This is a genomic window from Roseococcus suduntuyensis (genome assembly GCF_014196305.1).
Taxonomy (GTDB): Bacteria; Pseudomonadota; Alphaproteobacteria; order Acetobacterales; family Acetobacteraceae; genus Roseococcus; species Roseococcus suduntuyensis.
In genome coordinates this window covers 28,331-54,685 of record NZ_JACIDJ010000008.1, presented here as the reverse complement: position 1 = coordinate 54,685, position 26,355 = coordinate 28,331, and the positions used below count along the sequence as shown (strand labels likewise).

Sequence of the window (26,355 nt, the reverse complement as noted above, 5' to 3'; positions counted from 1 at the left end):
CCTGGTGGACAGCCTATTGGCTTCGGCACGGCATGCCGAACAGGGCGGTCTTCCGCTCTGCGCTGAGCTGTTGAAGCTCGCGGCGCAGAAGCTGGCGATGGTCGCCGGGAGCCCAGCCAAGCTCAGTTAAGATCAACTGGGTTAGGAAGCGCTTCCGCCTGCGCCAACCAATCCAGCACCACGCCATTGTCCAACTCGGTCCCGCGCACCTGCTGGAGAACATCCTCGCCAAGCCGTTCGCCGCGCGTGCATCAGGTCCGGCAGCGTTCCAGGCGGCCATGAGGCGCTTCACCTGAGCCTCAATGGCCTGCTCTTCTTCCAGCGGATCGGGTGCGATTGGCGGCGCCTTGGGCGTGGGCCGCGCAGCCTGCAACAGCCGTGACTGCGACCAGTCCTCTGCTCGCGCGGTGTCGCGCACGTCCTGGGGAAGGGCGGCGATGCGCGTGGCGCGCTTCACCGTGTCCTCCGAAACCCCCAACGCATCGGCTGTCTTCTTGATGCCGCGCTCTGCTGGCTGAACCCCCCCAAGGTGGGTGCAAGCTGCACCCACCTTCTCCACGGTCAGCCGCCGCCACTCATCAATGTGGCCCCCCGGCAAAGGTGGCCCACCGTGGGCCACCTTCTCTTCAACAAGCCGCTCGCCGCGCGTGGCGTCGCGGCGAATGGTGCGGGCTGCGACGCCGGTCTTCTCTGCGGTGTCGTCTGCAAAGGCTTGGCCAATTTGGCCGACCCTCGTGTGCTGGTTTGCGCCGTTGCGCGTCTCCGGGTGCAACGCCTCGTAAATCTCCTTGCGGCGCCGCGTGAACAGCGCCCGCTCAGATGGCGTCAGCTTCGTGCCACAAGTCTAGGCCAGGAAGCTCCGGCTTTCCCGCCGCGTCTCCTGCGCCGCCGCCAGTGTCTGACGCTTCACCTCTGCGCCCCACTGCGCCAGCGTCGCTCGGTTCACGTCGCTGCCGAAGGTCATGTGCTGGTGGATCACGACCGGCGCACCACCACCTTGCGCCTTCACGCCCAGCTTGCCGCCAGGGCCGCGCGTCAGCGGCATGATGGCCTCGGGGCCAGCCTCCCCCATCAAGCCGGTGCGGCCATCGGCCATTGGGAAGGCGATCGCGCCACTGACCACGCCGCCCGTGGCGAAGGGCACCACGCGCCCGCCGCTGAATACGTTGCCGTTGGCGGATGGGACTTTGCCGGCACCACCGCCGCCACCTCCACCGAACAGACTGCCAAAGAAGCTGCTGAAGATTTTCCCCACGCCCGAACCCTGCACCGCTTGTTGCAGGAACAGCCGGCCCAAGTCCTTCAGCAGCCCTTGCGCCACCTCCCGGAGGCTGCGCCCTTCGGCGATGGCCTCGGCGAAGTTCATCACCGTCTGCTCGCCCAGCTTGCGAAGCGCCTGTTGCGCTTCAGTCGCCGCGCCGCCGGCCCTGCGGATGGCGTCCTCGTAGTCGTTCAGAGCGTCAATTGCCTCGGCCTGGATCATGGGCAACGGTAATTCGTCGCCCGTGCCCTCGAACCGCGCCACCACCTCGCCGAGCCTTTCGAGGCGCGCGATGTAGGTTTCCTCGGGCGTGCGGTTCTGCTCAAGGATGCGCGTGCGGTCGGACAGCAGTTGGTTTTCCTGAGCCTGGATGACTGCATTCGTCCGTCGGGTAGTTGCATCGTCCGCGCGGGCAGAGGCGCCCCCACGGCCACCGGAGGCAGCCTCAGCGGGCATGACGGGCCGGGCGCCCCCTGTTGGGTTCAACACCTCTGCCGCCCGCGCCGGGGCGTTCGCGATCCGTCGATTGATCGCCTCCGCTTCAACGTTCAGCGCCTCCAAGTCCGCGCGTGCCCGCGCAAGCTGCCCCGTCAGGACGTTCCGCATCCCGCCCGGCAAGGCGCCGCCGCCGAGGCGCCCCTCAAGGTTCTGGATGGTCTCCGCAAGCTGGCCCGCCTGAGCCTGGATCGTCGCCAGCCGGGGCGCGCCGCGTCCGCCTTCAATGATGCTGTTCAGCAGGTTCGCCACAGTCGTGAGAGCAGGCGCCACCTCGGCCAGCATGTTGCGAGCCAGCGCGGAAAACGAAGTCTGCAACGCCGTGATACGCGTCGAAGCCTCGCGCGCCTTGGCGATCAACTCCGCGTCCGCGACGTTCCCAAATTCGATGGCCCGTTCGACCATGGTTCGCAGCGCCGCCGAACCTTGCGTGAGGAAGGGCACCATGCGGGCCGCCAGGTCATCACCGAAGATGCGCGCCGCCGCCGCTGCTCGCTCGGCCGGGTTCTGCATTTCGGAAAACTTGGCGACAAGATCAGTGAGCACTGCCGCCGTCGGGCGGATGCGCCCCTGCGTGTCTGTCACCGCCACGCCGAGGGCCGTGAAAGCCTCTGTGGCCTCCGTCTCCCCCCGCGCGGCTTCGCCAAGCTTCAAGGTCAGCTCTTGCAAGCCGTCCTGCATGTCGTCCTGCCGCAAGCCAACTTGCCCCGCCGCGTAGCCCAGCGCCTGCAAGGCATCCGTACTGACACCGGCCCGGGTGGCGAGGATTTCAAGCTGCGCGGTCGCCTCCACTGAGCGCTGCACCATCGCCAGCATCCCGCCGGCAGAGGCGCCCGCGATTGCCGTCCCGAGAAGGGGCATCGCCCGTGCCAGGGCAAGGGTGCGGTTCGTGAGTTGCAAGAAGCTCTCGTCCACCTTCCGCACGTCCTGCGCGCCCTTGCGAGAAAAGCCCTGAAGCCGTTGCTCGGCGCGGGCTACCCGTTGCTCAAACTGCGCCACCTTCGCGTCAATGACGACTGTGAGGCGGCCTACTGTGTCAGACATGCCGACTGTCCTTTCCTGAGTGCCGCCCCGGCTCGTCTTCCGGAATGGGGCTAATTTTCGGAATTATACTTAAAATTCCGGCGAAAAGCCAGTCTTTGCGCGCGCGCGCGCGAGGATTTCCTGTGTTAGCGCACAAGATGCATTCCCCACGCCGATCCCCAGGCAGAGGGGCGCCAGAGATATAGCGCCCCCTCCCCACCTCAGCGGCGCCACCGATCCACCCGGCGGGCAATGTCCATGCCCGCATTGATGCCGTCATGCAGGGCGCGCCGGCCGGTAGCCGCGACGTGGCGGTTTATAAAGCCGGCGTCGTCCTCAGCGCCGTCAGCATCCGCCAACATCACCCCTTGGGGTCCGGCAGCAGGCAGGCGGAGCAAGGTCACCTCCGCAAGCTCCGCGCCGAGGCGGGGGTATTGGCCGATAGTGGCGGCCATTTCGTTGTCCCACAGGTCGTGTAGGTCACTGCCAATCTGCCACGCCCGCTTCTGCACACGTCGCAAGGTCTGCGCGGCCTGCCAGGCGTCCCGCGCTGCCATGAGGTAGGCGGCCTCAGCCGCCACACCCTCGGCGGTCATTGCCTCCAGTTCGGCAGCATAGGCGCGCACGCGGTCCACGCGCTCCTGCTTGTCGCCCTCGGCCTTGGCCTTCTCCAGGATCGCCACGCGGGCCGCCGTGTCTTCTGCCGCCTGCCGCAGCCTCACCACCTCGGCGCGGCGTTCGGCGAACGACTGGGGTTCGAGGTCCAGGATATCGGCCTGTAGCGCATCCTCGGCAGCCGCACGGGCCGCCTCTGCTTCGGCGGCGGCTTCACGGGCCTCGGCGAGCTTTGCCGCTGTGCTGGGGGCGGCATGGGGCGCGGCAGGCGCGTCGTTGATGGCGGGGGCCGGCGCGGCGGTCGGCTGCTTCTTGAACAGCTGCATGATGGACATCCTTTCAGCGAATGGTGGGAAGGGTGCGGCCGGCGCGCAGCGTAGCCGTCACGGCAGCACCGGCCTGGCGCATGGCAACGTGTGCGCGCGCGTCGGGCGACGGGGGCGGGGGCGGCGGAACGGGCGTCGCCTCATAGAGGGCTTGCATGTGCGCCGGCAGCCGCGACCAGAGAGCGCGGGGCAGCGAGGGCGCCAGTGCGAGGGGTGCGCCGGACAAGCCCGCTTTCAGGGCGTAGAGCATTGCGTGAACCTCGGCCGCAGGGGTTGCCGCGCCCGGCCGTGCGGCCAGCGTCTCCGGGGCGGAAAGGGTTGGAAGGCGGCAGCCGCCGGGGCGGCATGTCGCAAATGTCGCTACGCGCGCGTGAGACGCCGAAGTGATTTGACCCACTTTTTCATATATCTTGGAAAAGCCAGCCTCGCGCGCGCGCGCGTGTAGCGACATTTGCGACATGGGCGCCGCCGTCATCGGGGTTGCTCCGCTCGGTAGCGGCGGATGGCTTCCCGCATTTCTTCGGCTGCCCGTTGGCGCCGGGCCTTCTCGGCAGCCGCCGCGACGGCAAAGACCGCGTGCAGCTTCGGGTTAACCTGCCATCCGGTCGGGTGCCTCGCCGCGTTCTCCACCGGCTCAGGGCTGACCCAGCCCATGACGGCCAGCGTATCCAGCACCTCAAGCAGTTCGCGCCGATGTTCCGGAGCGCGGAGGGCACCGTAGGCCCGTGTAATGTCCCGCAGCGTGACGCGCCCCGTCTCCCGCGCGTCATCGCTCGCCAGGATGTGCCCCGCGATCCATCGCGCGTGGCCTGTCTGGCGCGTCAGGAACAGTAGGGCATCGGCGCGCAGCAGGTGCGGAAGCAGCACCTCCCGCATGTAGGCGGCGGCGCGGCGGGCCGTGTCCTCCGTCAGCACCGTGGCGACGGGCGGCCGTTCTCCGCGCGCATGGGCGTCCCCGATGGCGATAAGGTGGAAGGTCAACGCCAGCCGGGCGAAGGTGCCAGGCCATTTGGCGAGGGCGGCCTTCAGCCGGGGCGACGCGTCGGGAAGGGCGCCATGGGCTTTCACCAGGGCGTTGATGCCCTCGCGGTGCCGATGCGCGTCCGAGTGGAAGACCACCGGCTTGTGCCTGACTTCGGGGGCCAGTTCGGCAAAGCCCGTCTTGGGGCGCAGCACGGCCAGGGCAGGGAAGAGGGCGGCGTAGCGCGCGAGGGCTGCCGCGTCGGGGCGCCGGTCCTCCCCATCGCCCTGCCCGCTCGGCAGGCAGTAGAGGAAGCGTTGCAGCAGGCCATCGTCTGCCGCCTCTTTGGCGACGCGCTGGATGGGCTCGGGCTGGATGCCGCCGAGCACGCAGGCGGACCAATTCGGAATGGCGAAGGTGCCGCGCCCAATTCGGTCCACGACATACCGGCCACCGTTGAACAGCGTCAGGTAATGCGCCCGATCCGCGCCGCCTTTGCCGCCGGACTTGTATTGATCCATGGAGGCCAGCCAGCCGCTCATCTCGTCTTGGCGGCACAGCACCTTGCCCGACGGCGCGCGCTGTTTTGCCTCATCGTCGCGCCGCAGGACTTCGGTCAGGGCTTCAACGGTCGTGCCCTCGATCAGGTGCCGATCCAGCTTCGGTTGCTGCGGCCCAATGCCTGGGGGCGCCTTGTCCGCCTTGAGGGCGGCCATTTCCTCCCGCCACTTCCGCATGGCCTCGGCGTGCCGATCCCGCGCCTCGGCGTCCAGGCGATCAATCGGGGCCGTCGCGGCCTTTAGGACGGGCGTTTTCATGATGGACGGATCACCCACCACCGCGCCCCAAAGCCGGGGGCTTTCCGTCCAGGTGTCGTCATGCACGCGAGGCTGTATGCGCCACTCGTCCGGGATGACGCTGGCGGCGGCCACCACCGCGCAGAGGGCCACCGCCGCCGGGTCAACGCCCATGCGCGCCGCCGTGTCGAAGACGAAGGGCGCGAGGGCGTCGGGCAGATGATCGGGCCGCAGCACGGGGGCGCCGGTCAATTCCGTGTCGCCGAGGAAGTCCACCGGATCGGGCCACTCGCCGCCAGGTGCGGCGGCCTCGGCGGGCCTCTCCCCCAGCTTGGCGCGGGCCGTCGCCACGGCGCGGGGGATGTCGTCATAGCGCGACTGCCAGCGGCCCGGCTCGGGCGTGCCGTCCTTCAGGTCGCGTTGTGCGATGGGAACCGCCAGCATGATCCCGCGCAGCAGAACCACCGCTTGCCCATCCTGAGTGCCTGACTTGAGCAACCGCATTGCGAGGGCGGCCAGCGGCGCGTGGTAGTCCTCCGCCGCCAGCACCGCCCGGACTAGCTCCGCCGTCTCCCGTGCCTCTCCCGTGCCCGTGGAGGCCCCTTCGGCGCCTTTGGGTTCGTGTAGCCCGGCCGCCTTGGCGGCGTCCTGGAGGCGTTCCAGCGCGTCCTGAAGGTCAATCTCGCGGGCGTCATGCAGGACGACGATGCGCGCGAGGCGCGGCGTCCGCTTGCGGTGCCAACTGCCAGGCCAACGGATCGGGTGGACCATCGGCGTATTCGAGGCGTCGGCCCCTACCAGGCGCTGGGCCAGCGTGCGAGCCAGCTTCAGCCGGGCGTGATCCTCGGCCTCGCGCGTCGGCTCTGTCAGGCGCCAATGCAGGTGGAGCTTCGGTTGCAGCACCCCTGTCCCGGGCTCGGGCCATTCGCCCCCGCTGGCCACCACCACCGTTGCGGGGCCTAGCAGGCTTTCGAGGCGGTGCCTCGCGGCGGTGGGCGTGGCGTCGCATTCCACACTCAGCGCCAGGCCATTCGCGAGGCTGGCCTCGTCTGCCTTGTCGGGGTTGGTGAAGGTCGCGACCGGCGGCGCGAACACCACGGGGAAGGGCGCGTTCGCGGCCTTGAGTGCGCCTTGCTCCGCTTCGTCTGTAAGGGTGTCCAGGCTCTCGCCGATGCGGTGCGCTTTTTTGGCGAACACCTCGTTCGCATCGTCGCGGAAGGCTCGCAGCGAGACGAAGGTGTCGGGCTCGGCGTAGCGAAACATCGCATCCACGAATTGCCCGATGGCGCGCCTGTCGGGCGCGAAAGGCGGGGGCGCATTCAATGGCGGCCCTCCGGCTGCTCTGGCACGGGCGCGGCCACCAGGCGCCGCAGAAGGCGGGCCGCGTCGGCTTCGTGCCAGTCGGCGGCGGCGGCATCGCCTTCCCGCCGGGCCGAAGCTGCGGCTTCCAGAATGTCGCGCAGGGTGCGGGTGGTGGGTGTCATGGCGTCACCCCCTCGGCCATGGCGGGGCGGCGCGGGTGGAAGTCGTCAGGGTCGCATTGCAGGACGGCGCCGGGGCAGTAGGGCGCCACCTCGGCACGCAGGGCCATCCATGTGGGAAGGGTGGCGGTGCCGCATTCGGCGATCAGAACGCGGCGGTAGCTTCGCGCTGCTTCAACTGCCCAGTCGTAGTGCGCTTCCTCGCCGCCCGTGCCGTGCAGCAGCGTCCAGCGCGACCACCGCAACAGGCGGCGCGATTGCTGCCAGCCCTCCGGGCCACAGTCTCGGCTTCCGTCCGGCGTAATGCCGTCACCGCCCAGCAACACGACAAGCGGCTTGAGGAAGCGCGTCGGGTCCAACATGGATAGGGGCAGGCGATCACCGGGCAGCATCACGGCCAGCGCGATTTCGTCGGCCATCAACGCGCGAAGCAGCGGCGCGTGGTGGCTGGCACCGGCCGCTTTGCTCTTGGCGATTGCGGCGCTGATTTGCGCCGGATTTGGGCATGCAAACAGAACAGGCATCGAATATTCCTTCGATGCGCGCGCTGGAAAATGCTTCGTGGTCGGGCTATATCTCGCGTGTCAGTGTGGTTCACGAGTTGCCGCCGCGTCGCGTTCTCCAGCGCGACGCGGTTTCTATTTCGGGTGGTTCGCGGTGCGGGCCTGCATCACCGCCTCCCTCAGCAGGTCCACCGCAGAACGAAGCGCCTCGGCCACGCCATCGGCATGGCGATGAATGCTCATGGCCGTAGCCGCCAGCGCCGAGGTTGTCAGCGTGTCGTCCGGCTTCTCGACCAAGTGCGCCAGCAGTTCCGCAAAACTTTCAAGGTCGCCAAGGTGGCGATCATCGGCGGCGTTCAGGATGCTCAGCGCGTCGTCAGCGGCGGCCAGCAGGGCGGGCGGCGTGGAGGTGGAGGGCTTGCTCATTCCCCGGCCTCCCGCGCATTGGCCGCCGCGATGGCCGCTCCCACCGCCGCGGCGATATCCTCCGCTTCCATCAACGTCCGCCAGCGCGGGGCGTGGCGGCGCTGGACGGCCAGCGCATTTTCGGCCGCGGTGTTGAGCCTCAGGGCGAGCCAGCCGAGGCCTTCTTCAAGCGACTGCGCCTCGGCTGCGTTGGGGTCGCTGCGGATGTGGTCAAGGATCGCAGCGGCGACGCTCGCGGCGCCGGCCAGGTCGTTGATGACGGCTTCCAGGTGGCGCGGATCGGCGGAGTCTCGGGGCGTGAGGGCGGCCATCACGCGGCCCTCCCCTGCATGTCCGCTAGCTTCGCGGCGCGGCGCTCGGCCATTGCCTCACGGGGCTTGGCGCGGGTCGCCTCCATCGCGGCGCGCAGTTCCGAGGCGAGCCAGCGCGGCGCGCGGGGGCTGGGATAGAACGGGGCCGGCAGGCGGCCAGCGGCCACCATGCGCCAGAAGGTCGCAGGACTCACGCCCACCACCTCACTTGCGGCGGCTCGGGGCGGAAGCGGCGTTTCGTGGTTACTCACTGAGCGGCACCTCATGTTGTGTGGTGCCGTTAGATATCTCCACGTCGCAGGGGATTGCGTCCCGAGCTAACCAGCCAATTCGGGGTCAACTCAGGACACCCGCCTCGATCGCCGCAGCCGCCGCGTGCTTGGGTTTCGCATCCAACCCGGCCGCGTCAAACACATCCTGGGCGAACCTTCCGAAGCGGGTTGCCGGGTTTGGGTGTCGCGGCGGCGGCTTGGGTTGCCGACGCGCCCATAGTTCGCGCGTGGCCATCAAGAGAGACACGGCACGCCACTTCGTGCCCCCCGCTTCACTCGCGGCCTGGATTACCTCGCGCGCGGCCGGGGCAGCGTGGCGCAGCACTTCGGGCAGGTCGAGCACATCCGCAAAGGTGAAGCCGCCCCCGGCTCGGCGGGGCTGACGTAGCGCCCTGCTCGGCACGGCCATTGCGGCCTGCGTGAGAGCGTGCCGCGCGTTGAGGTCCAAAGAATCAAGCGCGTTCCGGAGGGCAGTCGCGGCTAGGTGCACATCGGCCAGCCGGGCCAGTTCCTTGGCCTTGTCCATCACCTTGAACCGCCCGTTGCCGACGATAGCGAGGCGCAGCAGCAGGGCTTCGTCAGCATCGCTCGGGGCGCCATCGCGGGCGGCGGGAAGATGCTCGGCAATCACCGCCTCAAGGGCCGCCTGTGCGCTCATTACGCGCGCCTCAGCGGCACAATCTCCGCAGCGGGCTTCGGATCAATCAACCCCGCGACATGCGCCTGCCAGCGCCCCAGGGCCGCCAGCGTCTCGGGTTGGAAGTCGTGCAGGTTGTAGGTCCGCTCAAGCTTCGACTGCCCGCTGATATGCGCGATGGCCCGCTCCGCGTGCAGCCGGTCCACCCCCAGCCGCGCCATGCCCGTGCGGGCCGTGCGGCGAAGGTCGTGGAAGCGCCAGGGCGCAAGGCCGGTCGCCTTGTCCAGCCGCGCCTTGAGTTTCGAGAAGCCCGAGAAGGCATTGCCCCCCTTCCCCAGCAGGCGCCAATCCGCCCCTGCCTCATCACCATGTTCGGGCCACGCGGCGGCGATCTCGGCCAGCGCCAGCCCGCACAGGGGCATGGTGTGGGGCATGTTGTTCTTCGCGCGGGCGGCAGGCAGGCGCCACAGGCCGGCGGCGCGATCAATCTCCCCCGTGGCGATCCCGGCCACCTCGTTCAGCCGCGCGCCCGTCAGGATCAGCAGCCGCACGAAGGCGCGCAGCTTCACCGGCTCGGCGGCGGTCGCAGTCCACAGGGCAACCAGTTCCGCATCCGTCAGGGCGCGGTCGCGCGCCTTGGGCGGCGGGGCGGAACGGATCAAGCCTTTCCGGGGCAGCAGAGGGAGGGGAATCCAGCCCTCGGCCTCAGCGTGGTTCAGGAAGGACGACACGACGCGGTAGAAGATGCTCGCCTGCACCGGGGCGGATTTCTTCTTTGCGGCGATGATGCCCGTCCAGTCCTCGCGCTTCGTCGTGCGAAGGGGGCGCTTGCCCAACTTGGGCAGCAGGTCGCGCGTGCCGATGCGGGCAACCTCGCGCTGATAGCTGTCCGACCAGTCTGCCGCGCGCGCCTCGCGCCATTCGTCCCAGCGGGCCGCTACGGTCGCCTCGGCCGCTTCAGCGGCCCGCGCGGCCCGCGCCTGCTTCTTCTCGGCGGCGGGGTCTGCACCGCCGGCAATGGCGACGATGGCGGCCTTTGCGCGCTGGCGGGCCACCTTGATGGACATGGCGGGCCAGGTGCCGAGGGTGGGGCGGGTCCGTTTCCCGTCCTTCGTCCGCGCCCTCACCCCCCAGGATGCCGCGCCGCTCGCCGTCATGCGCCAGACTAGGCCCGGCTCCTTCGTGTCCCACACTTCCAGCCGGCCCGATGCCGGGGGCTCCAAGCCGTTCAGGAAGGCGTCGTTCAGTTCCCGTTTCACCGCGCAGAATCCCCTCAATCCAGCAGCGGGGGGCTATTCGGTTAGTCCGCCGGGGGTCCACCGGGGGTCCAAATCGCCCGCGCTCGCATGAAATCGCGTGAGACGATGTAGGACGGTCTGACACGGTTTTGCAAGGGAATCTGCCTGATATCGCCTAGCGGGGGTCCATGCGGAAAGGGGCTTTCAACCGATTCGTAATCGGTAGGTCGCGAGTTCGATTCTCGCCGTCGGCACCATCCCCGCCCGCCCTTCAGCCCGGCTCAGGGTGGCCCACCTCCAGCTTCACGCCCGCCGCGACACCACGCCACAGTTCCGCATCCAGCCGTGACCGCCTTTCCAGCAGGTCTAGCGTCGCGGGGGTCATCTCCTGTTCGAGGACCGGCTCCCACTCGGCGGGCAAGGGCCTGGTCACGTTGTGCCGGCCAAGCCGCACGGGACGGTCGAGGAAGCGGCCAAGCCGTTCTTCGAGCGCGCGGTCCTCGACGAGACCCACGAAGTCGAACCCCGCAAGGGCGGTTCGCGCCGCCGCCAGCAACAGCCGGTCGGCGGCCGGCGGGATGAACCCGTCCGGCGGCACCAGCGGGTGCGGGGCCAGCAGGAGGCGCACCAGCACATTGTCGGTCTGCGTGGCCAGGAGCGGGTTGGCCAGGAAGCGCCCGAGCGGCCCGCGTGCCGCGCGCGTCCGCTCGCCCCAGGCCCCCCAGGAGGCGAAGTCGGCCTCGGATTGCCCGCGCCAGAAGCGCCAGAGCGAGACGAGCCGCGCCCGGGGCTCGCGGAGCACGGTCAGCAATTCATGCCGCGGATAGGCGGCGCGCAGCGTGCCCAATGTGACATGGCCGCGCGCGAAGCCGACCTCGCGCGGCCAGTCCGACGCACACATGCGGACCAGCGAGCGCGAGAGCTCATCCAGCTGCGCGAACCCGTCGAAGGACCCGAACTGGTGGCGGTCGAAGCCGAAGGTCTCGCCAGGAATTTCGGTGGCGCCGCGAAGGGCCGTGGTGAAGGAGATGCCGGCCGTTTTCGGCACGTGCATGAAGGCGAACCGTCGTGACATGACACGCAGGTAACCCGTGGTCGGCGGCGAGGCCAGCCGGGCATGGCCAGCGCGCCGCCTACATGAAGGCCTTGCGGAACAGGATGCCCATGAAGGCGAAGGGCCGCAGCGTCGTGACCGAATGGCGGTAGCGGCCGGAAAAGAGCTTCCGCACCAGGGCCGCGCGCTGCGCGGCATCGGCCTCGAAGACCAGCTGGCAGTGGTCCGGCCCGACGGCGCGGACCAGGGCAGGCACCTCGCCCACCTCCGCAATGGACACCTCCACGCGGGCATCGGCGGCGGGGAGGCCCCCCGCCGGCAGCCGCAGGCGGCAGCCGAGCAGCGAGACATCCTCCAGCACCGCCTCCACCTCACGCCCCGCCAGCCGCAGCTTTGCCGCCTCGCCGGCCAGGAAGCGTTCCTCCCGCCGATAGCGGGGCGCCTCCACGCACATCAGCGAGGCCACCGCCAGCATGATGATGTTGTAGACGCTCCAGAACAGGTTCATGGCCTCGGCGGCGGGCGGCGTGCCCTCGATGGGCCCCAGCACCAGGCGCAGCACCATGCCCGCCACGGTCAGGGCCGCGATGGCCAGGAACCATCCCGCCAGGCTCCATTGCACCACGGTGCGGTCGCGCGTGGCGCCCTTGGCCGTCACCTTGAATTTCTGGTTCTTGTTGCCGAACAGCCCCACCGCGCTGGCCCGCAGCGATTCGCGCGCCACCAGCAGCGACATGCCGTCCGCCAGGATGGGCACGTTCGTGCCCCGGCTGACCCAGCCCAGGAAGATGACGCAGCAGATCCAGTAGGGGCCGAGGTGCGAGATCAGCCCGTGCAGGTCCGTCCGCACCACCACCAGCCCCGTCCACCAGTGAAGCACCGGCATCAGCAGGCAGAGAATCCGCAGGATGGGCGTCATGGTCCAGAACAGGACCGTGTCCATGGTGTGCAGCCGCATCAGCAGCGGGGTGCCCACCCCGCGCGAGAAGGGCCCCCACGGCGTGCGGACGATTTGCATGGTGCCGAGGCACCAGCGGCCGCGCTGCGTCAGGTATTCCTGCAAGCCCTCGGGGGCCAGGCCCGCCGTCAGCGGTTCGTTCAGATAGGCCGTCTTGTGGCCGATGCCGGTCAGCTTGATGGAGAGCAGGATGTCCTCCGTCACGCTCTCGGTCGGGAAGCCGCCGATGCGCGCCAGGCAATCCGCCCGCACGATGGAGGAGGTGCCGCAGGAAAACGCCGTGCCATGCGCGTCCTTGGACGCCAGCACCACGTCGAAGAAGAAGCGCTGCTCATCGGGCACGCGCGCCGCGTCGCCCAGGTTGAGCTGGATCGGGTCGGGGTTGAAGAAGTGCTGGGGCGTCTGCACCAGCGCCACCTTGGGGTCGTGGAACAGGGCGGCGGCGCGGCGCAGGAACAGCGGCGTGGCCACGAAGTCCGCGTCCAGCACGCCGATGGCGTCGGGCGGCTCGGGCAGCGACATCAGGTGCCAGAAGGTGGCGTTCATGTTGCCCGCCTTGCCGTGGCTGTTGTCGCCGCGGATGCGGTAGTTGGCGCCCAGCCGCTCGCACATCTCGCTGAGCCAGGGGCGCTTGCCATCGTCCAGCACCCAGACGCGGAAGCGCGGGTAGTCCTGCGACATGGCCCCCACGATGGTGCGGTAGAGGATCTCCTCCTGCTCGTTGTAGGTCGGGATCAGCAGGTCAATGAGCGGCGGGCCGCCGGGGTGGCTTTCCACCGGATGCGCCGTGGCCTCCGCGCTGCGGTCCAGCGTGCGCGAGAGCACATGCAGCAGCAGCACGCCCGCGAAGCTGCCCACCACCTCGACCATGAAGAAGGCCCAGGCCGCCAGTGCCAGCGGGTCCAGCGCCGGTTCGGGCAGCGTCTGCGTCGCGCGCCAGAACAGATAGCGCCCCATGAGCAGGATGGTCAGCCACGCCCCGGCCCAGCGCGCCCAGGGGTTGATGGAGGAGATCCAGGGCAGGAAGGCCGCCAGCGACAGCACCAGCAGCACCGGCAGGAAGGCTTCCGCCAGCGGGTCCATGGCTCAGCGGAACTGCACGGCGCCGAGGCGGCCCGTCTCGCAGCCCTCCGGCGGCATCACGGGGCGCAGGATCACCTGCGGCAGGGCGCGCGCCTCGCCGGGGGTGAAGCTGGGCGCGACGCGCTGGATCACCTCGGCGCGCAAGGCCGGCCCGCCGCCCAGAGGCCGGAACTCCGCCTGCTGGCCCAGATGGGTCTGGCGGAAGCCGCGCTCGTCCAGCTCGGCGGTGATGAGGGGGGCGGCGCAGGAAATCAGCCGCGCCAGGTCCTGCCCCGGCCGCACCGTCTCGCCCGGCTGCACCAGCAGGCGGGCCAGCAGGGCGGGCTCCGGAGTCTCTACGGGGGCGTTGGCCAGCCGGCCCACCCGCGCCGTCTCGGCCTCCAGCTGGCGGCGGGTTGCGTCGCGCCGGGCGCGGCGTTCGACGAGCTGCGTCTCCAGCTCCACCAGCGCGAGGCTCAGGCGGTCCATGTTCTGCTGCGACACCGAACGGTCGCTGGCATTGTCGGCGGCGAAGATGCCGCGGCGGGCACCCTCCTCCTCGGCGCGCAGGGACGCTACGCGCTCCGTCGTCGCGGCCGCCTCGTCGCGCGCCACCGAAAGGTCACGCCGCAGCCCCTGCACGGCGGCGAGGCTGATGATGCCCTGGCGCAGCAGCCGCTCCCCGCGCGAGGCGGCGGCCTCGGCCTCGCGCAGCCGGGCCTGGGCGGCGCCGAGCAGCGCCTCGCCCTCCGCGATGCGGGCGCGGAGCTGGTCGAGCCGGGTCTGACGGAAGCTGTCGGCCGTGCCGGTGGCGGCGGCGAGCAGCACGCGTGTGGCCTCCATGCGGCTGACCAGGGCCGAGACCTCGGCCTCCATCCCCTCCAGCGTCGCGCGGAGTTCGTCGAGGCGCTGGGTGTCCACGCGCTCATTCACGATGCTGGCGAAGCTGTCGCCCTGGCCGAACCACGCGCCGGGCAGATGGGGATGCATGTCGAGCCGCCCCTCGATGGGCGCGCGCAAGGTCAGCGCCTGTCCGGCCATCAGCGCCTTTTGCGCCTGCACGGTGAAGAAGCGGTCATGCAGGAAAAAGAGCGTGGCGCCGACCACCAGCACCGCGAAAGCGATGCGCGCGAGGCGGCCGAGCGAGGCGCCCAGTTGCGCGCCGCGCGCGGGTTCCGCCCGCGCCGTGGCGGGTTTCGCCGGAGGCAAACTGTCCACGCGCCCGACACTCCAAATGAAAGTGTCGCTTACCTTATGGAACTACAGGACGCGCGTGAACCGTTAACCGATATTGCCAGCAATGCGTCAGAGGCACCCGGCCGCACGCGCCCGGGCGCGGAGCAGCGCCAGCACCGTGCGGCAATTGGGCGCGGGCCGCCCGGTGAGTTCGGCGAATTCGACGATGACGCCGAGCAGCGCCTCGACCTCCATGGGCCGCCCGCGCTCCAGATCCTGCAGCATGGAGGTGCGGTGCGCGCCCACCTCCGCCGCGCCCGCGATTCGCTTGTCCACATCAATGGCGAAGCGCACGCCCAGGGCCTGCCCGATTTCCTGCGCCTCCAGCATCATGGCGCGCGCGAGGTCCCGCAATTCGCCGGGGGCGGTGATGACATCGAGCGTGGCGGAGGTCAGCGCGCTGATCGGGTTGAAGGCCAGGTTGCCCCAGAGCTTCACCCAGATCTCGTCGCGGATCTTGGGCCGCACCGGCGCCTTGAAGCCGGCGGCGACCAGCGCCTTGGCCAGCGCCTCGATTCGCGGCGTGCGTTCGCCGGAAGGTTCGCCGAGCGTGAAGCGGTCGCCATAGGTGTGTTCGATGACGCCCGGCTCCGCCACCTCCGCCGCCGGATAGACGATGCAGCCGATGGCGCGCTCCGGCGGCAGCAGGCGCGAGACTTCGCCGCCCGGGTCCACGCTCTCCACGCGCCGGCCATCGAACTCGCCGCCGAACTTGTAGAAATACCACCAGGGAATGCCGTTCACCGCCGAGACGATGGCGGTCTCGGGGCCCAGCAGCTTCGCGATCTGCGGCGCGGCACCCGGCAGCCCCACGGCCTTGAGGGTGATGATGACGGCGTCCTGTGGCCCGGCCTCCTCCGGCGTGGCAACGCAGCGGGGGTGGACCACCGTCTCGATCCCCTCGCTGATGAGCTTGAGGCCGTTCGCCTGCATGGCCGCCAGATGGGGGCCGCGGGCGATGATGGTCACCTCGGCGGCCTCGGCGGCGGCGAGTTTCGCCGCCATCAGCCCACCGATGGCCCCTGCCCCGAAAACGCAAATTTTCATCGCCATGGATTCACGCTCCGCTGCTCCGCCGCTCCGCGACCCAGGGCGTGCATCAAGCCGTCACCCCCAGCTTCTCCGCCAGGCCGATCCGCATGAGCTTGCCCGTGGCGCCCTTGGGAATCTCCGGCAGGAAGACGATCTTGCGGGGAACCTTGAAGTCCGCAAGCTGGCGGGCGGCGAAGTCGCGCAGATCGCGCTCGCTCACCTCGGCGCCCTCGCGCAGGACGATGGCGGCGCCCACCTCCTCGCCCAGCATCTTGTGGGGGATGGAGAAGGTCAGCGCCTGGGCCACGGCCGGATGGGCGGAGAGCACGCCATCCACCTCCAGCGGGCTCACCTGCTCGCCGCCGCGCTTGATGAGTTCCTTCAGCCGCCCGGTCAGCACCAGGTAGCCATCGGCGTCGAGCATCCCCTGGTCGCCGGTGCGGAACCAGCCCTCGGTGAAGGCCTTTGCGTTGGCGTCAGGGTTGTTGTCATAGCCGGCCGTCACGTTGGGGCCGCGGATCACCACCTCGCCGATGCCACCCTGGGGCAGCAGCGTGCCGTCCTCGTCCATGATGGCGACCTCGGGGCCGGCGGGCAGGCCGACGGCGCCTGGCTTGCGGGCGCCGCGCAGCGGGTTGGAGGCCATCTGGTGCGCGGCCTCGGTCATGCCGTAGCTCTCGACCAGGGGGCAGCCGAAGGCCTTCTCCATCGCCTCCATCACCGGCCCCGGCAGCGAGGCCGAGGACGAACGGATGAAGCGCAAAGGCACACGCGCGATGACATCCGCGTTGCGCTCTGCGCGGGCCAGGATCACCTGGTGCATGGTGGGGACGGCCGTGTACCAGCTGGGCCGTTCCTCCTCCAGCAGGCGGAAGAAGCGCATCCCGTCGAAGCCCGGCGTGCACACCACGGCACCGCCCGCCGCCACGGAAGACAGAACCGCCGCGATCAGCCCATGGATGTGGAACAGAGGCATGATGTTGAGGCACACATCCGCCTCTGTCAGGTCCAGCGTGGCGCCGATATGCGCGGCCGAGGCGCAGATGTTGCGCTGGCTGAGCGGCACGATCTTGGGCCGCGCCGTGGTGCCGGAGGTGTGCAGCACCAAGGCGCCATCCTCGGCCTCGCCCATGCCGGGGCGGGCGGCGGTGCCCGGCGTACCGCCCTCCAGCGTGAAGTCGCCCGCCGCCTCGCCCGGCACCAGCTCCAGCACCGGGATGCCGAGTCCCTCGGCGGCGGCGCGGGCGGAGGTCTCGACACCCCGCTGCACCACCAGGGCGCGGGGCTTCAGGTCCTCGAGGTAGAAGGCGAACTCATCCTGCTTGTAGGCCGGGTTGAGGGGCGCGGTGCAGGCGCCCGCCGCGATGCAGAGGAAGGCCGCCGCCATCTCGGGCCCGTTGGGCAGCACGATGGCCACACGCTCGCCCCGGCCGATGCCGCGCCCGTTCAGGGTGGCCACGGTGCGGGCGGCGAGGTCGCGCAGCGCGCCATGGGTCAGGGCCGGGCGGCCGGGTGCCCGCAGCGCGGGGGCTTCGGCGGCGCCACGCGCCAGCAGGGCGGAAAGAGAGGTCACGGATGTCATGGCCAAGGCGATGTTCCCAATCGAAACTCCCAAAAGCATGGGATCATTTCACTACCGCGAAAAGTCGAGACGGCCGATTTTCAGGATTTTCATTGCTTCACACCAAGTTGACACCTTTGCAAAACGAACACCTTCCACCGGGCGGACTTTACGGCATTTTCAAGGGGCCATCGAGAAAGGGCCCCGACCATGATGCTTCGCCGTCGTCAGCTTGCCGCCATGGGTGCGGGGCTCGGTGCCGCCGCCCTTGCCGCCCCCGCCTTCGCCCAGGCCGCCTGGCAGCCGCAGCGCCCGGTGCAGTTCATCGTGCCCGCCGGCACGGGCGGTGGTGCCGACCAGATGGCGCGCGTGATCCAGGGCATCGTCAGCAAGCACAACCTGATGAACCGGCCGCTGATGGTGGTGAACAAGGCGGGCGGCGCGGGCGCCGAGGGCTTCCTTGAAGCCCGCAACAGCCGGGGCAACCCGCATGTGCTGATCATCAGCCTGTCGAACCTGTTCACCACGCCGATGTCCACCGGCATTCCCTTCACCTGGCGCGACCTGACGCCCATCCGGATGATGGCGCTGGACGAGTTCGTGCTCTGGGTGAACGCCGAAAGCCCCTGGCAGAACGTGGCCCAGTTCGTCGAGGCCGCGAAGGCCGGGCGGCTGCGGATGGGCGGCACCGGCTCGCGCCAGGAAGACCAGATCATCACCGTCGCCCTGCAGCGCGCCACGGGCGCCACCTTCACCTATGTGCCGTTCCGGGGCGGCGGCGAGGTGTCGACGCAGTTGGTCGGCCGGCACATCGACAGCACGGTGAACAACCCGATCGAGGCCGTGACGCATTGGCGCGCCGGCACGCTGCGCCCGCTCTGCGTCTTCGACAGCCGGCGCCTGCCGGGCGAGGGCCGCATCACCGAGACCATGGGCTGGCAGGACATCCCGACCTGCAAGGAAAGCGGCCTCGACGTCGAATACCTGATGCTGCGCGGCATCTTCGGCGCGCCCGGCATCACCCCCGCCCAGACCGCCTTCTGGGTGAACCTGCTGGAGCGCGTGGCCGAAACCCCGGAATGGCGCGAGCTGATGGCGCAAGGCGCCTTCAACACCACGAGCCTGACCGGCGCGCCCTTCTCCGAATGGCTGGGCCGCGAGGAGGAGCGCCACCGCACGCTCATGCAGGAAGCGGGCTTCCTGGCGGCGGGGGGCTGAGACCATGAGCATCACCACCCAGGACAGCGTCCTCATCCCCAGCGCCGAGGCAGCGGCCGAGCGTGGCCCCAGCCAGCGCGGCATGGAGATCGCCACCGCCGTCGTGCTGATGGCGGCGGGCGGCATCGGCATGATGGACAGCCTTCGCATCGGCGCGGGCTGGGGGACGGATGGCCCGCAATCGGGCTACTTCCCCTTCTGGCTCGGCGCCATCCTGGCGCTGGCCAGCCTCGGCAACCTGGTCGTGGCGCTGCGCGACCACCGGCGCGGGGCGCGGGGGCCGCGCTTCGCCACCTGGGGGCAGTTGGCGCTGGTCGCGCAGGTCTTCGTGCCGACCGCCATCTATGTGGCCGTGATCCCGCTGGCGGGCATCTATGTCAGCTCGGCCGTGCTGGTGGCCTATTTCATGCGCCGCTTTGGCGAGTTCCGCATGGTGACCTCAATGTTGTCGGGCGCCGCGGCCGCCCTCGTCTCCTTCGTCATCTTCGAGATCTGGTTCCTGGTCGCCCTGCCCAAGGGGCCACTCGAGACCGCGCTCGGCTACTGATCCCGCCTCCCCTCGCCCTCAAGACCGGCCACACCCGGCGCGCGGACACCCCGCGCGCGGCCTGACGGGCGCGCGCCGGGGGAACCCACATGGAAGAGATCCAGCTCCTGGGCCACGGCTTCGCCGTCGCGCTCCAATGGGAAAACGTGCTGCTGATGGTGGCGGGCATCGTGCTCGGCGTGCTCATCGGCGTGCTGCCGGGGCTGGGGGGGGCCAATGGCATCGCCATCCTGCTGCCGCTCACCTTCACCCTGCCGCCGGTCAGCGCCATCATCCTCCTCTCCTGCATCTATTGGGGCGCGTTGTTCGGGGGGGCCATCACATCCATCCTGTTCAACATCCCGGGCGAGCCCTGGTCGGTCGCCACGACCTTCGACGGCTACCCGATGGCGCAGCAAGGCAAGGCCGGCGAGGCGCTGACGGCGGCCTTCACCTCCTCCTTCGTGGGCGCCTTCGTCGCGGTGGTGATGATCACCTTCCTCGCACCGCTGGTCGCGCAGTTCGCGCTGCAATTCGGCCCGCCGGAATTCTTCGCGGTGATGTTCCTCTCCTTCGCCTGCTTCATCGGCCTGGCGCGCGGATCGCCGCTCAAGGCGCTGGCGGCGATGATGTTCGGCTTCCTGCTGGCGGGCGTCGGCATGGACGGCGTCACGGGCCAGTTGCGGATGACCTTCGGCTCCATGGAGCTGATGCGCGGCATTGATTTCCTGGTGGTGGTCATCGGCCTGTTCGGCCTGTCCGAAATCTTCCAGTCCATCGAGGAGGGGCTGCGCTTCAAGGGGGCCCGCGCGCGCATCACGCTGGGCACCGTGCTGCGCACCTGGGCCGAGCTTCCCCGCCACTGGGCGCTGTTCATCCGCTCCTCGCTCATCGGCTGCTGGATGGGCATCACGCCCGCCGGCGCCACGCCCGCCTCCTTCATGTCCTATGGCGTGGCGCGGCGCATGGCGAAGGACAAGGACAGCTTCGGGCGCGGCCGCATGGAGGGCGTGGTGGCGCCGGAGACGGCGGCGCATGCGGCGGGCACGTCCGCGCTGCTGCCCATGCTGAGCCTCGGCGTGCCGGGTTCGCCCACGGCCGCCGTGCTGCTGGGCGGCCTCATCATGTGGGGCTTGCAGCCGGGGCCCATGCTCTTCGTCGAGCAGAAGGACTTCGTCTGGGGGCTGATCGCGTCCATGTATCTGGGCAACATCGTGGGGCTGATCATCGTGCTGGCGGCGGTGCCGTGGTTCGCGGCCATCCTGCGCGTGCCCTTCTCCATCATCGCGGCCATCATTCTCATGGTGTGCGCCATCGGCGCCTACACGGTGAACTCGGCCGAGTTCGACGTGGTGCTGATGCTGATCTTCGGCGTCATCGGCTATGTGATGAAGAAGCTGGACTACCCGCTGGCGCCGCTGGTGCTGGCGCTGGTGCTGGGCGACCGCACGGAGGAGAGCTTCCGCCAGTCCCTGCTGCTGAGCGAGGGGTCGCTCGCCGTGTTCTTCTCCAACTGGCTGGTGGGCGGCATCATGACGCTGGGCCTGGTCATGCTTTTCTACCCGACGCTGTCGAAGCTCTGGGCGCCGCGGATGCAGCCGGCCTGAGGCCGGGCGCACCCGCGGCGGGGGGTCACGGAAGCGGGTGGCGGAAGCGCATGAAACGCCCATCCGCCCGCCACTGGTGGGCCTCGACCTTGCCCGAGAAGATGGGATAGCCGTTCACGAACAACTCGAGGTCGCCCGCGGTGTCGAACACCATGTTCTGTCCATCGAAGGCGAAGTCGAGGTGGCCGATCTGGCCGTAGGCGACGCCACGCAGGTCAAAGAGCACTTCGAGATGCGAGGGAGTGCGCGGGCGCGAGGCCGCGCGGAAGGCACGCGACCCGAAGTCGCCGGCCGCCGTGCGTAAGGTCGAGGACATCACGCGGAAGGCGTTGGGCCCGCCAACCGTCGTAAAGGCGACAACCTGCCGGAACCGCAGGCGGAACTCGACCGTCTCCACCACCGCGATCCGCATCAGGGCACGCACCGACCCGTTCGCACGGCTGAAGAGCAGCCGGTCCTGCCGGGCGCGGATGCCGGGTTCGCGGGAGATGCGCTCCGCCTCGCGCCGCAGCGAGAAGTTCACGACGCGGTCCAGCTCCTCCGCGATGCGGCGGCCATATTGCGCGGCCCCCGCCTCGTTGGGGTGCGCCCAGTGGGCGTTGTAGATCGTGGGCCGCTGCTTGACCGGCGGGTCGCCACCCATGCGGGACCGGTAATGGGTGATGCGCGCATCCCGCACCGCTTGGTTTCCCGGACCGGGCGGCTCGTAGACCCAGGGCTCGCGCGTGTACATGGCGCGGGCGTTCGGGAAGCGCGGGTTCACATAATGGACCGAGGGCCCTGAGGAGCGGCGGTTGTGCTCGGCGATGCGCCGCGTGAGTTCCGAGGTCAGGCGGGCGTAGAAAAACTCCACCTGCGCCGCCGCCTGGCGCGCTTCCTCGCGGGCCGAGATGCCCAGGAAGACTCCCGCGACAAGACCCACAGGGCCCAGCAGGAACGACCCCAGAAACACGCCCGCTGTCCCCGCGAGCAGGCCCACCACCTCGTCCGAACGGCTGTCCTGGCTCAGCCCAGGATAATAGCCGGTGTAGAGGATATGCCGTGCCCGCAGCGCCCGCGCATCGGCCAGCGCGAGGGTCACGGATTCGAGCCGCTGCGTGAAATGCTCCGAGAAGAAATACTCCTTCGCGTCCATGCCCAGGCGCCGGGCCGCGCCCTCGATGTGACGCGTCGCCTCCGCGACGGCATCTTCCTGCGACCCGTCGAAGGGCAGCCCGGCCGTCAGGAAGCCCATGTCATTGGCGCCGCCATCCATGACCAGCACCTCCACCTCCTCGGCCCGCGGGGCGAGGGCGCGCAACTGGTCCCGCGCGGAGGGCGCCCCGGAGGGGATTTCGCCAGAGATCGCGTTGCGCGGCACCACCGCGGCGGAAGGCACCCGGCCCAGGACGAAGGCGTTGTTGCCATCGATATTGCTGGCCTGGGCGCCGGATTGCGCGGTGAACAGGCCCTCGGGCACCGTCACGTCCAGTGCGCCGCTTTGGCGCAGCGCGGCGAAGGCCAGGTTGTGCGGCTTGCCCGGATGGGGGTGGCCCTGGCCCCAGATCACGCTGTCGCCCACCACCGCGGCGCGGAGCTTGCGCGCCACCGCTCAGCGCCCCGCCTGCTTGAGGGCGGCCACCTCGGCCTCCAGCGCCTCGATCTTCGCCAGCAGGTCGTGCAGCACCCCGTCGCGCGAGACCACCACGCGCCGGCAGGTCACGCTGCCCGTGTGGCCGTCCACCTGGATGGCCACATCGGCCCGCGGCCGGGTGTGGAAGTCCACGCCGCCCGAGATGTGGACAGTGACGGTATCGGCCCCGTTGCGGAGGTAAAGGTCTCCGTCGATGGCCTTGCCGCCCAGCGTGATGGCGCCGAGCAGGCCGTCCATGGCGATCGTGGTGTCCTCCTCCCGCTGGCCGGCCAGCGCGCCCATGGCGATGCGCGGGTTGCCGCGGTTGTCGCGCACATGCAGCACGCCATGCGCGCCGCTGCCGCCCAGGGCCACCTTGCCCGTCGCCGCGTCGAGGCTGATGCGCGCGCTGGCCGGCGCGGGTTCGCGCGCATGGGTCGTGAGGTGCAGGGCCGTGGTGCCATCGGCCCGGCGCAGCGCGATGGCGGCATCGGCCGCGTTGCCACCCAGGAACAGGTCTCCGCCCGTCAGGTCGAAGACCATGGTGGGCTTGCCGGTGGTCGGGCCAAGGCTGACGCCGGAGCCCACGACCTCCACAGCATGGTCGCGCAGGAAGATATCCGCAGTCGTCATGGTGTTTCCCCTCGCGCGGGAGCACCGGCGGTCGGGAATGCGGCCACCTTGGCGGCCCCCGCCGGAAGCACACCTTAAGTTCTACTTTACCACACGCAACCAAAAAGCATCATGAATTCCGCCTCCACAACCTGAAGGCGATCACCACCGCCGGCATGGAGTCCACCAGATAGCGGCGCCACAGCCGGCGCGGTTCGCTCAGCAGGCGAAACAGCCATTCCAGTCCCGACCGCTGCATCCACACCGGCGCGCGCCGCACCTGCCCCACCAGGAAGCGCAGCGCGCTGCCGACGGCGAGGCCTGTGCCGGTCAGCCCCGGTTCGGCGGCAAGGCGCCGGAGGAAGGTTTCGGACGCCGGCGCGCCGGTGATGACGAAGACGAAGCGCGCCGGGTGGGCCCGCACGAAATCCAGCGCCGCCTGCACGGCGGCCGGGTCCGCCGCCCAAGCCATCGGCGGCACATGCAAATGCAGCGCCGTCAGGCCGAAGCGCGCGCGCAGCGCCTCAGCCAGCGCGGCATCGCCCCCCACCAGCACCAGCGCATCCCCGGGCGCGATCACCCGCTCGAACAGCAAACGGGTCAGGTCGCTGCCGGTGGCCACGGGAAAGCCCTCGCCGGTCGCGAAGCGTTGCAGGCGGGACAGCACACGGCTGTCGTTCAGCCGCAGCCAGGCCGCATCATAGGCGGCGCGCAGCGGGTGCGCGGGCTCGGCCAGCAGGGCCAAATGCTGGGCATTGGCGGTGACGACATAGGCGAAGGGAGAGGCCGGGTCGCGCGCCGCGATGGCGGCCAGCGCGCCCTCGGTATCGAGGGGGGCGAGGCCGATCACCCCCAGCATCACCCGGTCGGTCAAAACGTCCCGGCCGTGGCGCCACGGTTGATGGTGTAGCTGAACCCCCGCGAGAAGGGCAGCGTACGGTTGATGGCCTGGTCCACGAAATTGGCCACCTCCGCGATGCGGCTGCGCGGGACGAAGACGATGTCGCCCGGGAACAGCGGCACGTCGGCCTCGGCCCGCGCGGCGAATCCCTGCAGGTTCACGGTGCGGAGCATGGGGCGGTTCTCGGGGTCGCGGCGGATCAGCACCACCTCGTTCATCCGCGCCTCGGGGGTGAAGCCGCCGGCGAGCATGATGGCCTCCAGCACGCCGCGCCGCCCCACCAGCGGGAAGGCGCCGGAACGCTCCACCATCCCGCCCACGAAGACCTGGTTGGCGGCCGTTTCGTCGAAGGCCACGCTGACCTCGGGGTTGAGCAGCAGGCGGCGCGAGGCCTCGGCGATGGCGGCCTCGGCCTCGGCGGGCGAAAGACCCCCCACCCGCACCCGCCCGGCGGCGCGGAGCGCGATGGTACCGTCCGGCCCCACCAGCGCCACCTCGTTCAGCTCGGGCGTCAGGCGGAAGCGCACGTTCAGGCGGTCGCCGGGGCCGAAGCGATAGACGGGGGGCGCGTCGGTCCAGGCGGTGAAGCCCTCCGGGCGCTGCTGCTGCACGCGGATTTCCTGCCCGGTGCAGGCGGCCAGCAGGGGCAGCAGCAACAGGGCACGCCTCATGCCGCGCGCGCGCCTTCCGTCCAGAACAGACCGAAGAAGCGCCCGCCGCCCGCCTGCACCTGGCCGATCATCTCGCGCGCCGCCGGCGCGCGCGTGCGGCCGCGCCCCACCACCAGGATATTGCCATCCACCAGCACCGACAGGCGCCGGCGGGCATAATGGTCCATCCCGGCGCCGCCGATCAGCACGCAGACGTCGAAGGCGGTGCGCAGCCGATCGGCCATGTGCAGCACGCCTGTTTCCAGCGCGTGGGGCGTCATCAGCGCGGCCTCGCGCCGCTGGTAGGTCACCCAGAGGCGCGGCACCCCGGTCGCATGGGCGAAGACGCCCTCGGGCGAGGGAATGGGCGGCTGCGCGGGGTCGCCCAGGGTGGCCAGGTGCCGGCGGCCATCGCCGTCCAGGTCGATCAGCGCCACCGACAGCCCATGCCCGCGCGCCAGCTCCACCGCCAGGGCGCGGGCGGCGGCGTCCCGTCCATCCTCGGTCGCGGTGCCGAGGAACTGCACCATCTGCGCGTGGCCGGGCGGCGCGCTGTCCAGCAATTGCACGGCGAGGCTCGCGATGGCCGGCGGCGTGCCGGCCCCGCCGCGCGCGGGCATGGCGCCCAGGCCAGCCAGACCGGTCCCGCGCTCGGCCTCGGCCGGGTGCAGGAAGACGGTGCGCCAGCGGGTCAGCAGCGCGCCCAGCAGCAGGGCCAGCGCCAGCCCAGCGCCCGCGCCGGCCGCGACCCAGGCGGGGCCGGGATGGGTGGTGCCGGGGCGCAGGCTCGCGGCCTCGGGCACGCCCACCGGGGCCGCCTGCTGCACGGGGCGGGCGGCCAGGCGCGCGGCCAGGGCGGCGCGCTCGCGGCCCGGTTCCAGGGCCGCCAGCAGGGCGGCCGCGCGCGCCTCCGCCTCGGCGCGAAGGCGGGAGGTCTCGGCGATCTCCTGGACCAGGGCATCCCGGGTGATGCGGGCGTCGAACGCCTGGCCCGCCAGCCCGTCCAACAGGGGGTTGCGTTCCTCGCGCGAGGTCTCGACGCGCTGGCTGCTCGCCTGGGACAGGGCGCGGCGGGCGTCCGCGATGCGCGCCTCCAGCTCCGTCAGCATGGGCGCGTCGCGCTGGTATTGGGCGCGCATCCGGGCGCGCTCGGCCAGCAGGCGCGTCAGCAGGGTGCGGGGTTCTTCCACCAGGGGGGCGTTGCTGCGCTCGATGGCACCCAGCACGCGGCCGGGCTGGGCGGCCAGCGCGGCCTCGGCGGCGGCAAGCCGGCCCATGGCGGCGGCGCGCTCGGCAGCCAGGGCGTCCAGCCGCTCGGCCAGGCGCTGGCGGTGGGCGATGGCGGCAGCGGCCTCCTGCGCCAGATCCAGCGCGCCCAGGCGGGCGGCGGTGGTGCGCAGCTCCTCCTCCAGGGCGGCGAGGCGCGCGGCGAGGCGCGTGGCCTCGGCATCGGACCAGAACGCCTCCCGCGCCGCGAGCCAGGCGCGCACCAGTGCCTCGACCTGCGCCGTGGCGGCGCGGGCGTCTGGGTGCGGCAGGACGAGGCGCAACACCCGCCCCTCCGCCAGGATCTCCATGCGCGGCGGGCCGGCGGACGCGTCGGTCACGCGCGGCGCCTGCTCGCGCAGCAGGGCGGCCTCGGCCAGGGCGGCCTGCGGCGCGTCCAGGCGCAGCAGCATCTCGGCCTCGTGCATGGGCGGCACGCGCGCGGCGAGAAGAAGGGCCAGCGCCGGGGGAAGCAGCAGCGCGGCCAGAATCCAGGGGGCGCGCCAGCGCGCCGTCGCCCACCAGCCATGGCGGCGCGACCATCCCGCCGAGGGCGGGGGGATGAAGCCAGGGGTATCGATCCGCAGGGTGGCCAAGCGCGATGTCCCCAGCAAAGGATGCCGGCCATCAGGGCCATGGCGGGCAGTGCAACGAAAGCCTGGCGAAGCGCCTCCTTCCGTTACGTCGAGTTTATGCCGCGCGGGGGCACCGGAC

General features: G+C 70.4%; 24 protein-coding genes and 1 tRNA gene. 4 read left to right on the top strand and 21 right to left on the bottom strand.

The window, feature by feature from the left end:
• Positions 1-13 precede the first annotated feature (13 nt).
• From GGQ83_RS17825 to GGQ83_RS17775, 11 genes are all read right to left on the bottom strand, one after another.
• Positions 14-772 carry a hypothetical protein gene (locus GGQ83_RS17825; protein WP_184386342.1) on the bottom strand — a complete coding sequence of 253 codons (759 nt, stop codon included), beginning with the start codon at positions 770-772 and terminating at the stop codon, positions 14-16.
• A gap of 72 nt (positions 773-844) precedes the next feature.
• Complete coding sequence (locus GGQ83_RS17820; protein ID WP_184386341.1) at positions 845-2,800, bottom strand: phage tail tape measure protein; 1,956 nt, start codon at positions 2,798-2,800, stop codon at positions 845-847.
• Positions 2,801-3,000: 200 nt separating this feature from the next.
• Positions 3,001-3,720 (bottom strand): hypothetical protein, encoded by a 720-nt coding sequence (locus tag GGQ83_RS17815; RefSeq protein ID WP_184386340.1) that lies wholly within the window; start codon positions 3,718-3,720, stop codon positions 3,001-3,003.
• A 471-nt stretch (positions 3,721-4,191) separates the two neighbouring features.
• On the bottom strand, positions 4,192-6,801 hold the full coding sequence (locus GGQ83_RS17810) for a DUF3987 domain-containing protein (protein ID WP_184386339.1): 2,610 nt from the start codon (positions 6,799-6,801) through the stop codon (positions 4,192-4,194).
• Positions 6,798-6,962, bottom strand: coding sequence for a hypothetical protein (locus GGQ83_RS17805; RefSeq protein ID WP_184386338.1), 165 nt, complete (start codon positions 6,960-6,962; stop codon positions 6,798-6,800). The genes GGQ83_RS17810 and GGQ83_RS17805 overlap by 4 nt, the downstream gene beginning before the upstream one ends.
• The gene (locus GGQ83_RS17800; RefSeq protein WP_184386337.1) at positions 6,959-7,378 is read right to left on the bottom strand and encodes a hypothetical protein; all 420 of its coding nucleotides are present in this window, start codon (positions 7,376-7,378) and stop codon (positions 6,959-6,961) included. The genes GGQ83_RS17805 and GGQ83_RS17800 overlap by 4 nt, the downstream gene beginning before the upstream one ends.
• A 219-nt stretch (positions 7,379-7,597) precedes the next feature.
• Positions 7,598-7,888, bottom strand: coding sequence for a hypothetical protein (locus GGQ83_RS17795; protein WP_184386336.1), 291 nt, complete (start codon positions 7,886-7,888; stop codon positions 7,598-7,600).
• Complete coding sequence (locus GGQ83_RS17790; RefSeq protein WP_184386335.1) at positions 7,885-8,199, bottom strand: hypothetical protein; 315 nt, start codon at positions 8,197-8,199, stop codon at positions 7,885-7,887. Before GGQ83_RS17790 ends, GGQ83_RS17795 begins: the two co-directional genes overlap by 4 nt.
• A complete protein-coding gene (locus tag GGQ83_RS17785) occupies positions 8,199-8,393 on the bottom strand; it encodes a helix-turn-helix transcriptional regulator (protein ID WP_184386334.1) in 195 nt (64 codons plus the stop codon). The genes GGQ83_RS17790 and GGQ83_RS17785 overlap by 1 nt, the downstream gene beginning before the upstream one ends.
• Positions 8,394-8,535: 142 nt before the next feature.
• Positions 8,536-9,129, bottom strand: coding sequence for a hypothetical protein (locus GGQ83_RS17780; protein WP_184386333.1), 594 nt, complete (start codon positions 9,127-9,129; stop codon positions 8,536-8,538).
• Positions 9,129-10,367, bottom strand: coding sequence for a tyrosine-type recombinase/integrase (locus tag GGQ83_RS17775; protein WP_184386332.1), 1,239 nt, complete (start codon positions 10,365-10,367; stop codon positions 9,129-9,131). The genes GGQ83_RS17780 and GGQ83_RS17775 overlap by 1 nt, the downstream gene beginning before the upstream one ends.
• A gap of 142 nt (positions 10,368-10,509) precedes the next feature.
• Between GGQ83_RS17775 and GGQ83_RS17770 the strand changes: the two genes are divergently transcribed.
• Positions 10,510-10,603 (top strand) — tRNA-Thr (locus tag GGQ83_RS17770).
• 14 nt (positions 10,604-10,617) lie between these two features.
• Here the strand turns inward: GGQ83_RS17770 and GGQ83_RS17765 are convergent.
• The 5 genes from GGQ83_RS17765 to GGQ83_RS17745 form a co-directional block, all read right to left on the bottom strand.
• Positions 10,618-11,421 (bottom strand): hypothetical protein, encoded by an 804-nt coding sequence (locus tag GGQ83_RS17765; protein ID WP_184386331.1) that lies wholly within the window; start codon positions 11,419-11,421, stop codon positions 10,618-10,620.
• 58 nt (positions 11,422-11,479) lie between these two features.
• Complete coding sequence (locus GGQ83_RS17760) at positions 11,480-13,441, bottom strand: glycosyltransferase (RefSeq protein ID WP_184386330.1); 1,962 nt, start codon at positions 13,439-13,441, stop codon at positions 11,480-11,482.
• 3 nt (positions 13,442-13,444) lie between these two features.
• Positions 13,445-14,638, bottom strand: a complete 1,194-nt coding sequence (locus GGQ83_RS17755; RefSeq protein WP_184386329.1) for an HlyD family secretion protein — start codon at positions 14,636-14,638, stop codon at positions 13,445-13,447.
• Positions 14,639-14,725: 87 nt separating this feature from the next.
• On the bottom strand, positions 14,726-15,703 hold the full coding sequence (locus GGQ83_RS17750) for a 2-dehydropantoate 2-reductase (RefSeq protein ID WP_184386449.1): 978 nt from the start codon (positions 15,701-15,703) through the stop codon (positions 14,726-14,728).
• Positions 15,704-15,755: 52 nt separating this feature from the next.
• The gene (locus GGQ83_RS17745) at positions 15,756-17,261 is read right to left on the bottom strand and encodes an acyl--CoA ligase (protein ID WP_311728623.1); all 1,506 of its coding nucleotides are present in this window, start codon (positions 17,259-17,261) and stop codon (positions 15,756-15,758) included.
• 198 nt (positions 17,262-17,459) lie between these two features.
• Between GGQ83_RS17745 and GGQ83_RS17740 the strand changes: the two genes are divergently transcribed.
• The 3 genes from GGQ83_RS17740 (at position 17,460) to GGQ83_RS17730 (ending at position 20,600) form a co-directional block, all read left to right on the top strand.
• On the top strand, positions 17,460-18,467 hold the full coding sequence (locus GGQ83_RS17740; RefSeq protein ID WP_184386327.1) for a Bug family tripartite tricarboxylate transporter substrate binding protein: 1,008 nt from the start codon (positions 17,460-17,462) through the stop codon (positions 18,465-18,467).
• Between the two features lie 4 nt (positions 18,468-18,471).
• Positions 18,472-19,014, top strand: coding sequence for a tripartite tricarboxylate transporter TctB family protein (locus GGQ83_RS17735; protein ID WP_184386326.1), 543 nt, complete (start codon positions 18,472-18,474; stop codon positions 19,012-19,014).
• Positions 19,015-19,103: 89 nt separating this feature from the next.
• Positions 19,104-20,600, top strand: a complete 1,497-nt coding sequence (locus tag GGQ83_RS17730) for a tripartite tricarboxylate transporter permease (RefSeq protein ID WP_184386325.1) — start codon at positions 19,104-19,106, stop codon at positions 20,598-20,600.
• Between the two features lie 25 nt (positions 20,601-20,625).
• Here GGQ83_RS17730 and GGQ83_RS17725 read toward each other — a convergent pair whose 3' ends face one another.
• The 5 genes from GGQ83_RS17725 to GGQ83_RS17705 form a co-directional block, all read right to left on the bottom strand.
• Positions 20,626-22,188, bottom strand: a complete 1,563-nt coding sequence (locus GGQ83_RS17725) for a DUF456 domain-containing protein (protein ID WP_184386324.1) — start codon at positions 22,186-22,188, stop codon at positions 20,626-20,628.
• Between the two features lie 3 nt (positions 22,189-22,191).
• Complete coding sequence (locus tag GGQ83_RS17720; RefSeq protein WP_184386323.1) at positions 22,192-22,845, bottom strand: hypothetical protein; 654 nt, start codon at positions 22,843-22,845, stop codon at positions 22,192-22,194.
• Between the two features lie 109 nt (positions 22,846-22,954).
• Entirely contained in the window at positions 22,955-23,698 is a 744-nt protein-coding gene (locus GGQ83_RS17715) for a WecB/TagA/CpsF family glycosyltransferase (RefSeq protein ID WP_242535211.1), read from the bottom strand.
• Positions 23,695-24,396 (bottom strand): polysaccharide biosynthesis/export family protein, encoded by a 702-nt coding sequence (locus GGQ83_RS17710; RefSeq protein ID WP_184386322.1) that lies wholly within the window; start codon positions 24,394-24,396, stop codon positions 23,695-23,697. Before GGQ83_RS17710 ends, GGQ83_RS17715 begins: the two co-directional genes overlap by 4 nt.
• The gene (locus GGQ83_RS17705) at positions 24,393-26,237 is read right to left on the bottom strand and encodes a hypothetical protein (protein WP_184386321.1); all 1,845 of its coding nucleotides are present in this window, start codon (positions 26,235-26,237) and stop codon (positions 24,393-24,395) included. The genes GGQ83_RS17710 and GGQ83_RS17705 overlap by 4 nt, the downstream gene beginning before the upstream one ends.
• Between the last annotated feature and the right edge of the window lie 118 nt (positions 26,238-26,355).

What these genes read in the sequence shown, in the direction of transcription:
- GGQ83_RS17820 (WP_184386341.1), bottom strand. Translation starts at nt 2,800, where the DNA reads ATGTCTGACACAGTAGGCCGCCTCACAGTCGTCATTGACGCGAAGGTG.
- GGQ83_RS17815 (WP_184386340.1), bottom strand. Translation starts at nt 3,720, where the DNA reads ATGCAGCTGTTCAAGAAGCAGCCGACCGCCGCGCCGGCCCCCGCCATC.
- GGQ83_RS17805 (WP_184386338.1), bottom strand. Translation starts at nt 6,962, where the DNA reads ATGACACCCACCACCCGCACCCTGCGCGACATTCTGGAAGCCGCAGCT.
- GGQ83_RS17800 (WP_184386337.1), bottom strand. Translation starts at nt 7,378, where the DNA reads ATGGCCGACGAAATCGCGCTGGCCGTGATGCTGCCCGGTGATCGCCTG.
- GGQ83_RS17795 (WP_184386336.1), bottom strand. Translation starts at nt 7,888, where the DNA reads ATGAGCAAGCCCTCCACCTCCACGCCGCCCGCCCTGCTGGCCGCCGCT.
- GGQ83_RS17790 (WP_184386335.1), bottom strand. Translation starts at nt 8,199, where the DNA reads ATGGCCGCCCTCACGCCCCGAGACTCCGCCGATCCGCGCCACCTGGAA.
- GGQ83_RS17780 (WP_184386333.1), bottom strand. Translation starts at nt 9,129, where the DNA reads ATGAGCGCACAGGCGGCCCTTGAGGCGGTGATTGCCGAGCATCTTCCC.
- GGQ83_RS17765 (WP_184386331.1), bottom strand. Translation starts at nt 11,421, where the DNA reads ATGTCACGACGGTTCGCCTTCATGCACGTGCCGAAAACGGCCGGCATC.
- GGQ83_RS17760 (WP_184386330.1), bottom strand. Translation starts at nt 13,441, where the DNA reads ATGGACCCGCTGGCGGAAGCCTTCCTGCCGGTGCTGCTGGTGCTGTCG.
- GGQ83_RS17750 (WP_184386449.1), bottom strand. Translation starts at nt 15,703, where the DNA reads ATGAAAATTTGCGTTTTCGGGGCAGGGGCCATCGGTGGGCTGATGGCG.
- GGQ83_RS17740 (WP_184386327.1), top strand. Translation starts at nt 17,460, where the DNA reads ATGATGCTTCGCCGTCGTCAGCTTGCCGCCATGGGTGCGGGGCTCGGT.
- GGQ83_RS17735 (WP_184386326.1), top strand. Translation starts at nt 18,472, where the DNA reads ATGAGCATCACCACCCAGGACAGCGTCCTCATCCCCAGCGCCGAGGCA.
- GGQ83_RS17730 (WP_184386325.1), top strand. Translation starts at nt 19,104, where the DNA reads ATGGAAGAGATCCAGCTCCTGGGCCACGGCTTCGCCGTCGCGCTCCAA.
- GGQ83_RS17720 (WP_184386323.1), bottom strand. Translation starts at nt 22,845, where the DNA reads ATGACGACTGCGGATATCTTCCTGCGCGACCATGCTGTGGAGGTCGTG.
- GGQ83_RS17710 (WP_184386322.1), bottom strand. Translation starts at nt 24,396, where the DNA reads ATGAGGCGTGCCCTGTTGCTGCTGCCCCTGCTGGCCGCCTGCACCGGG.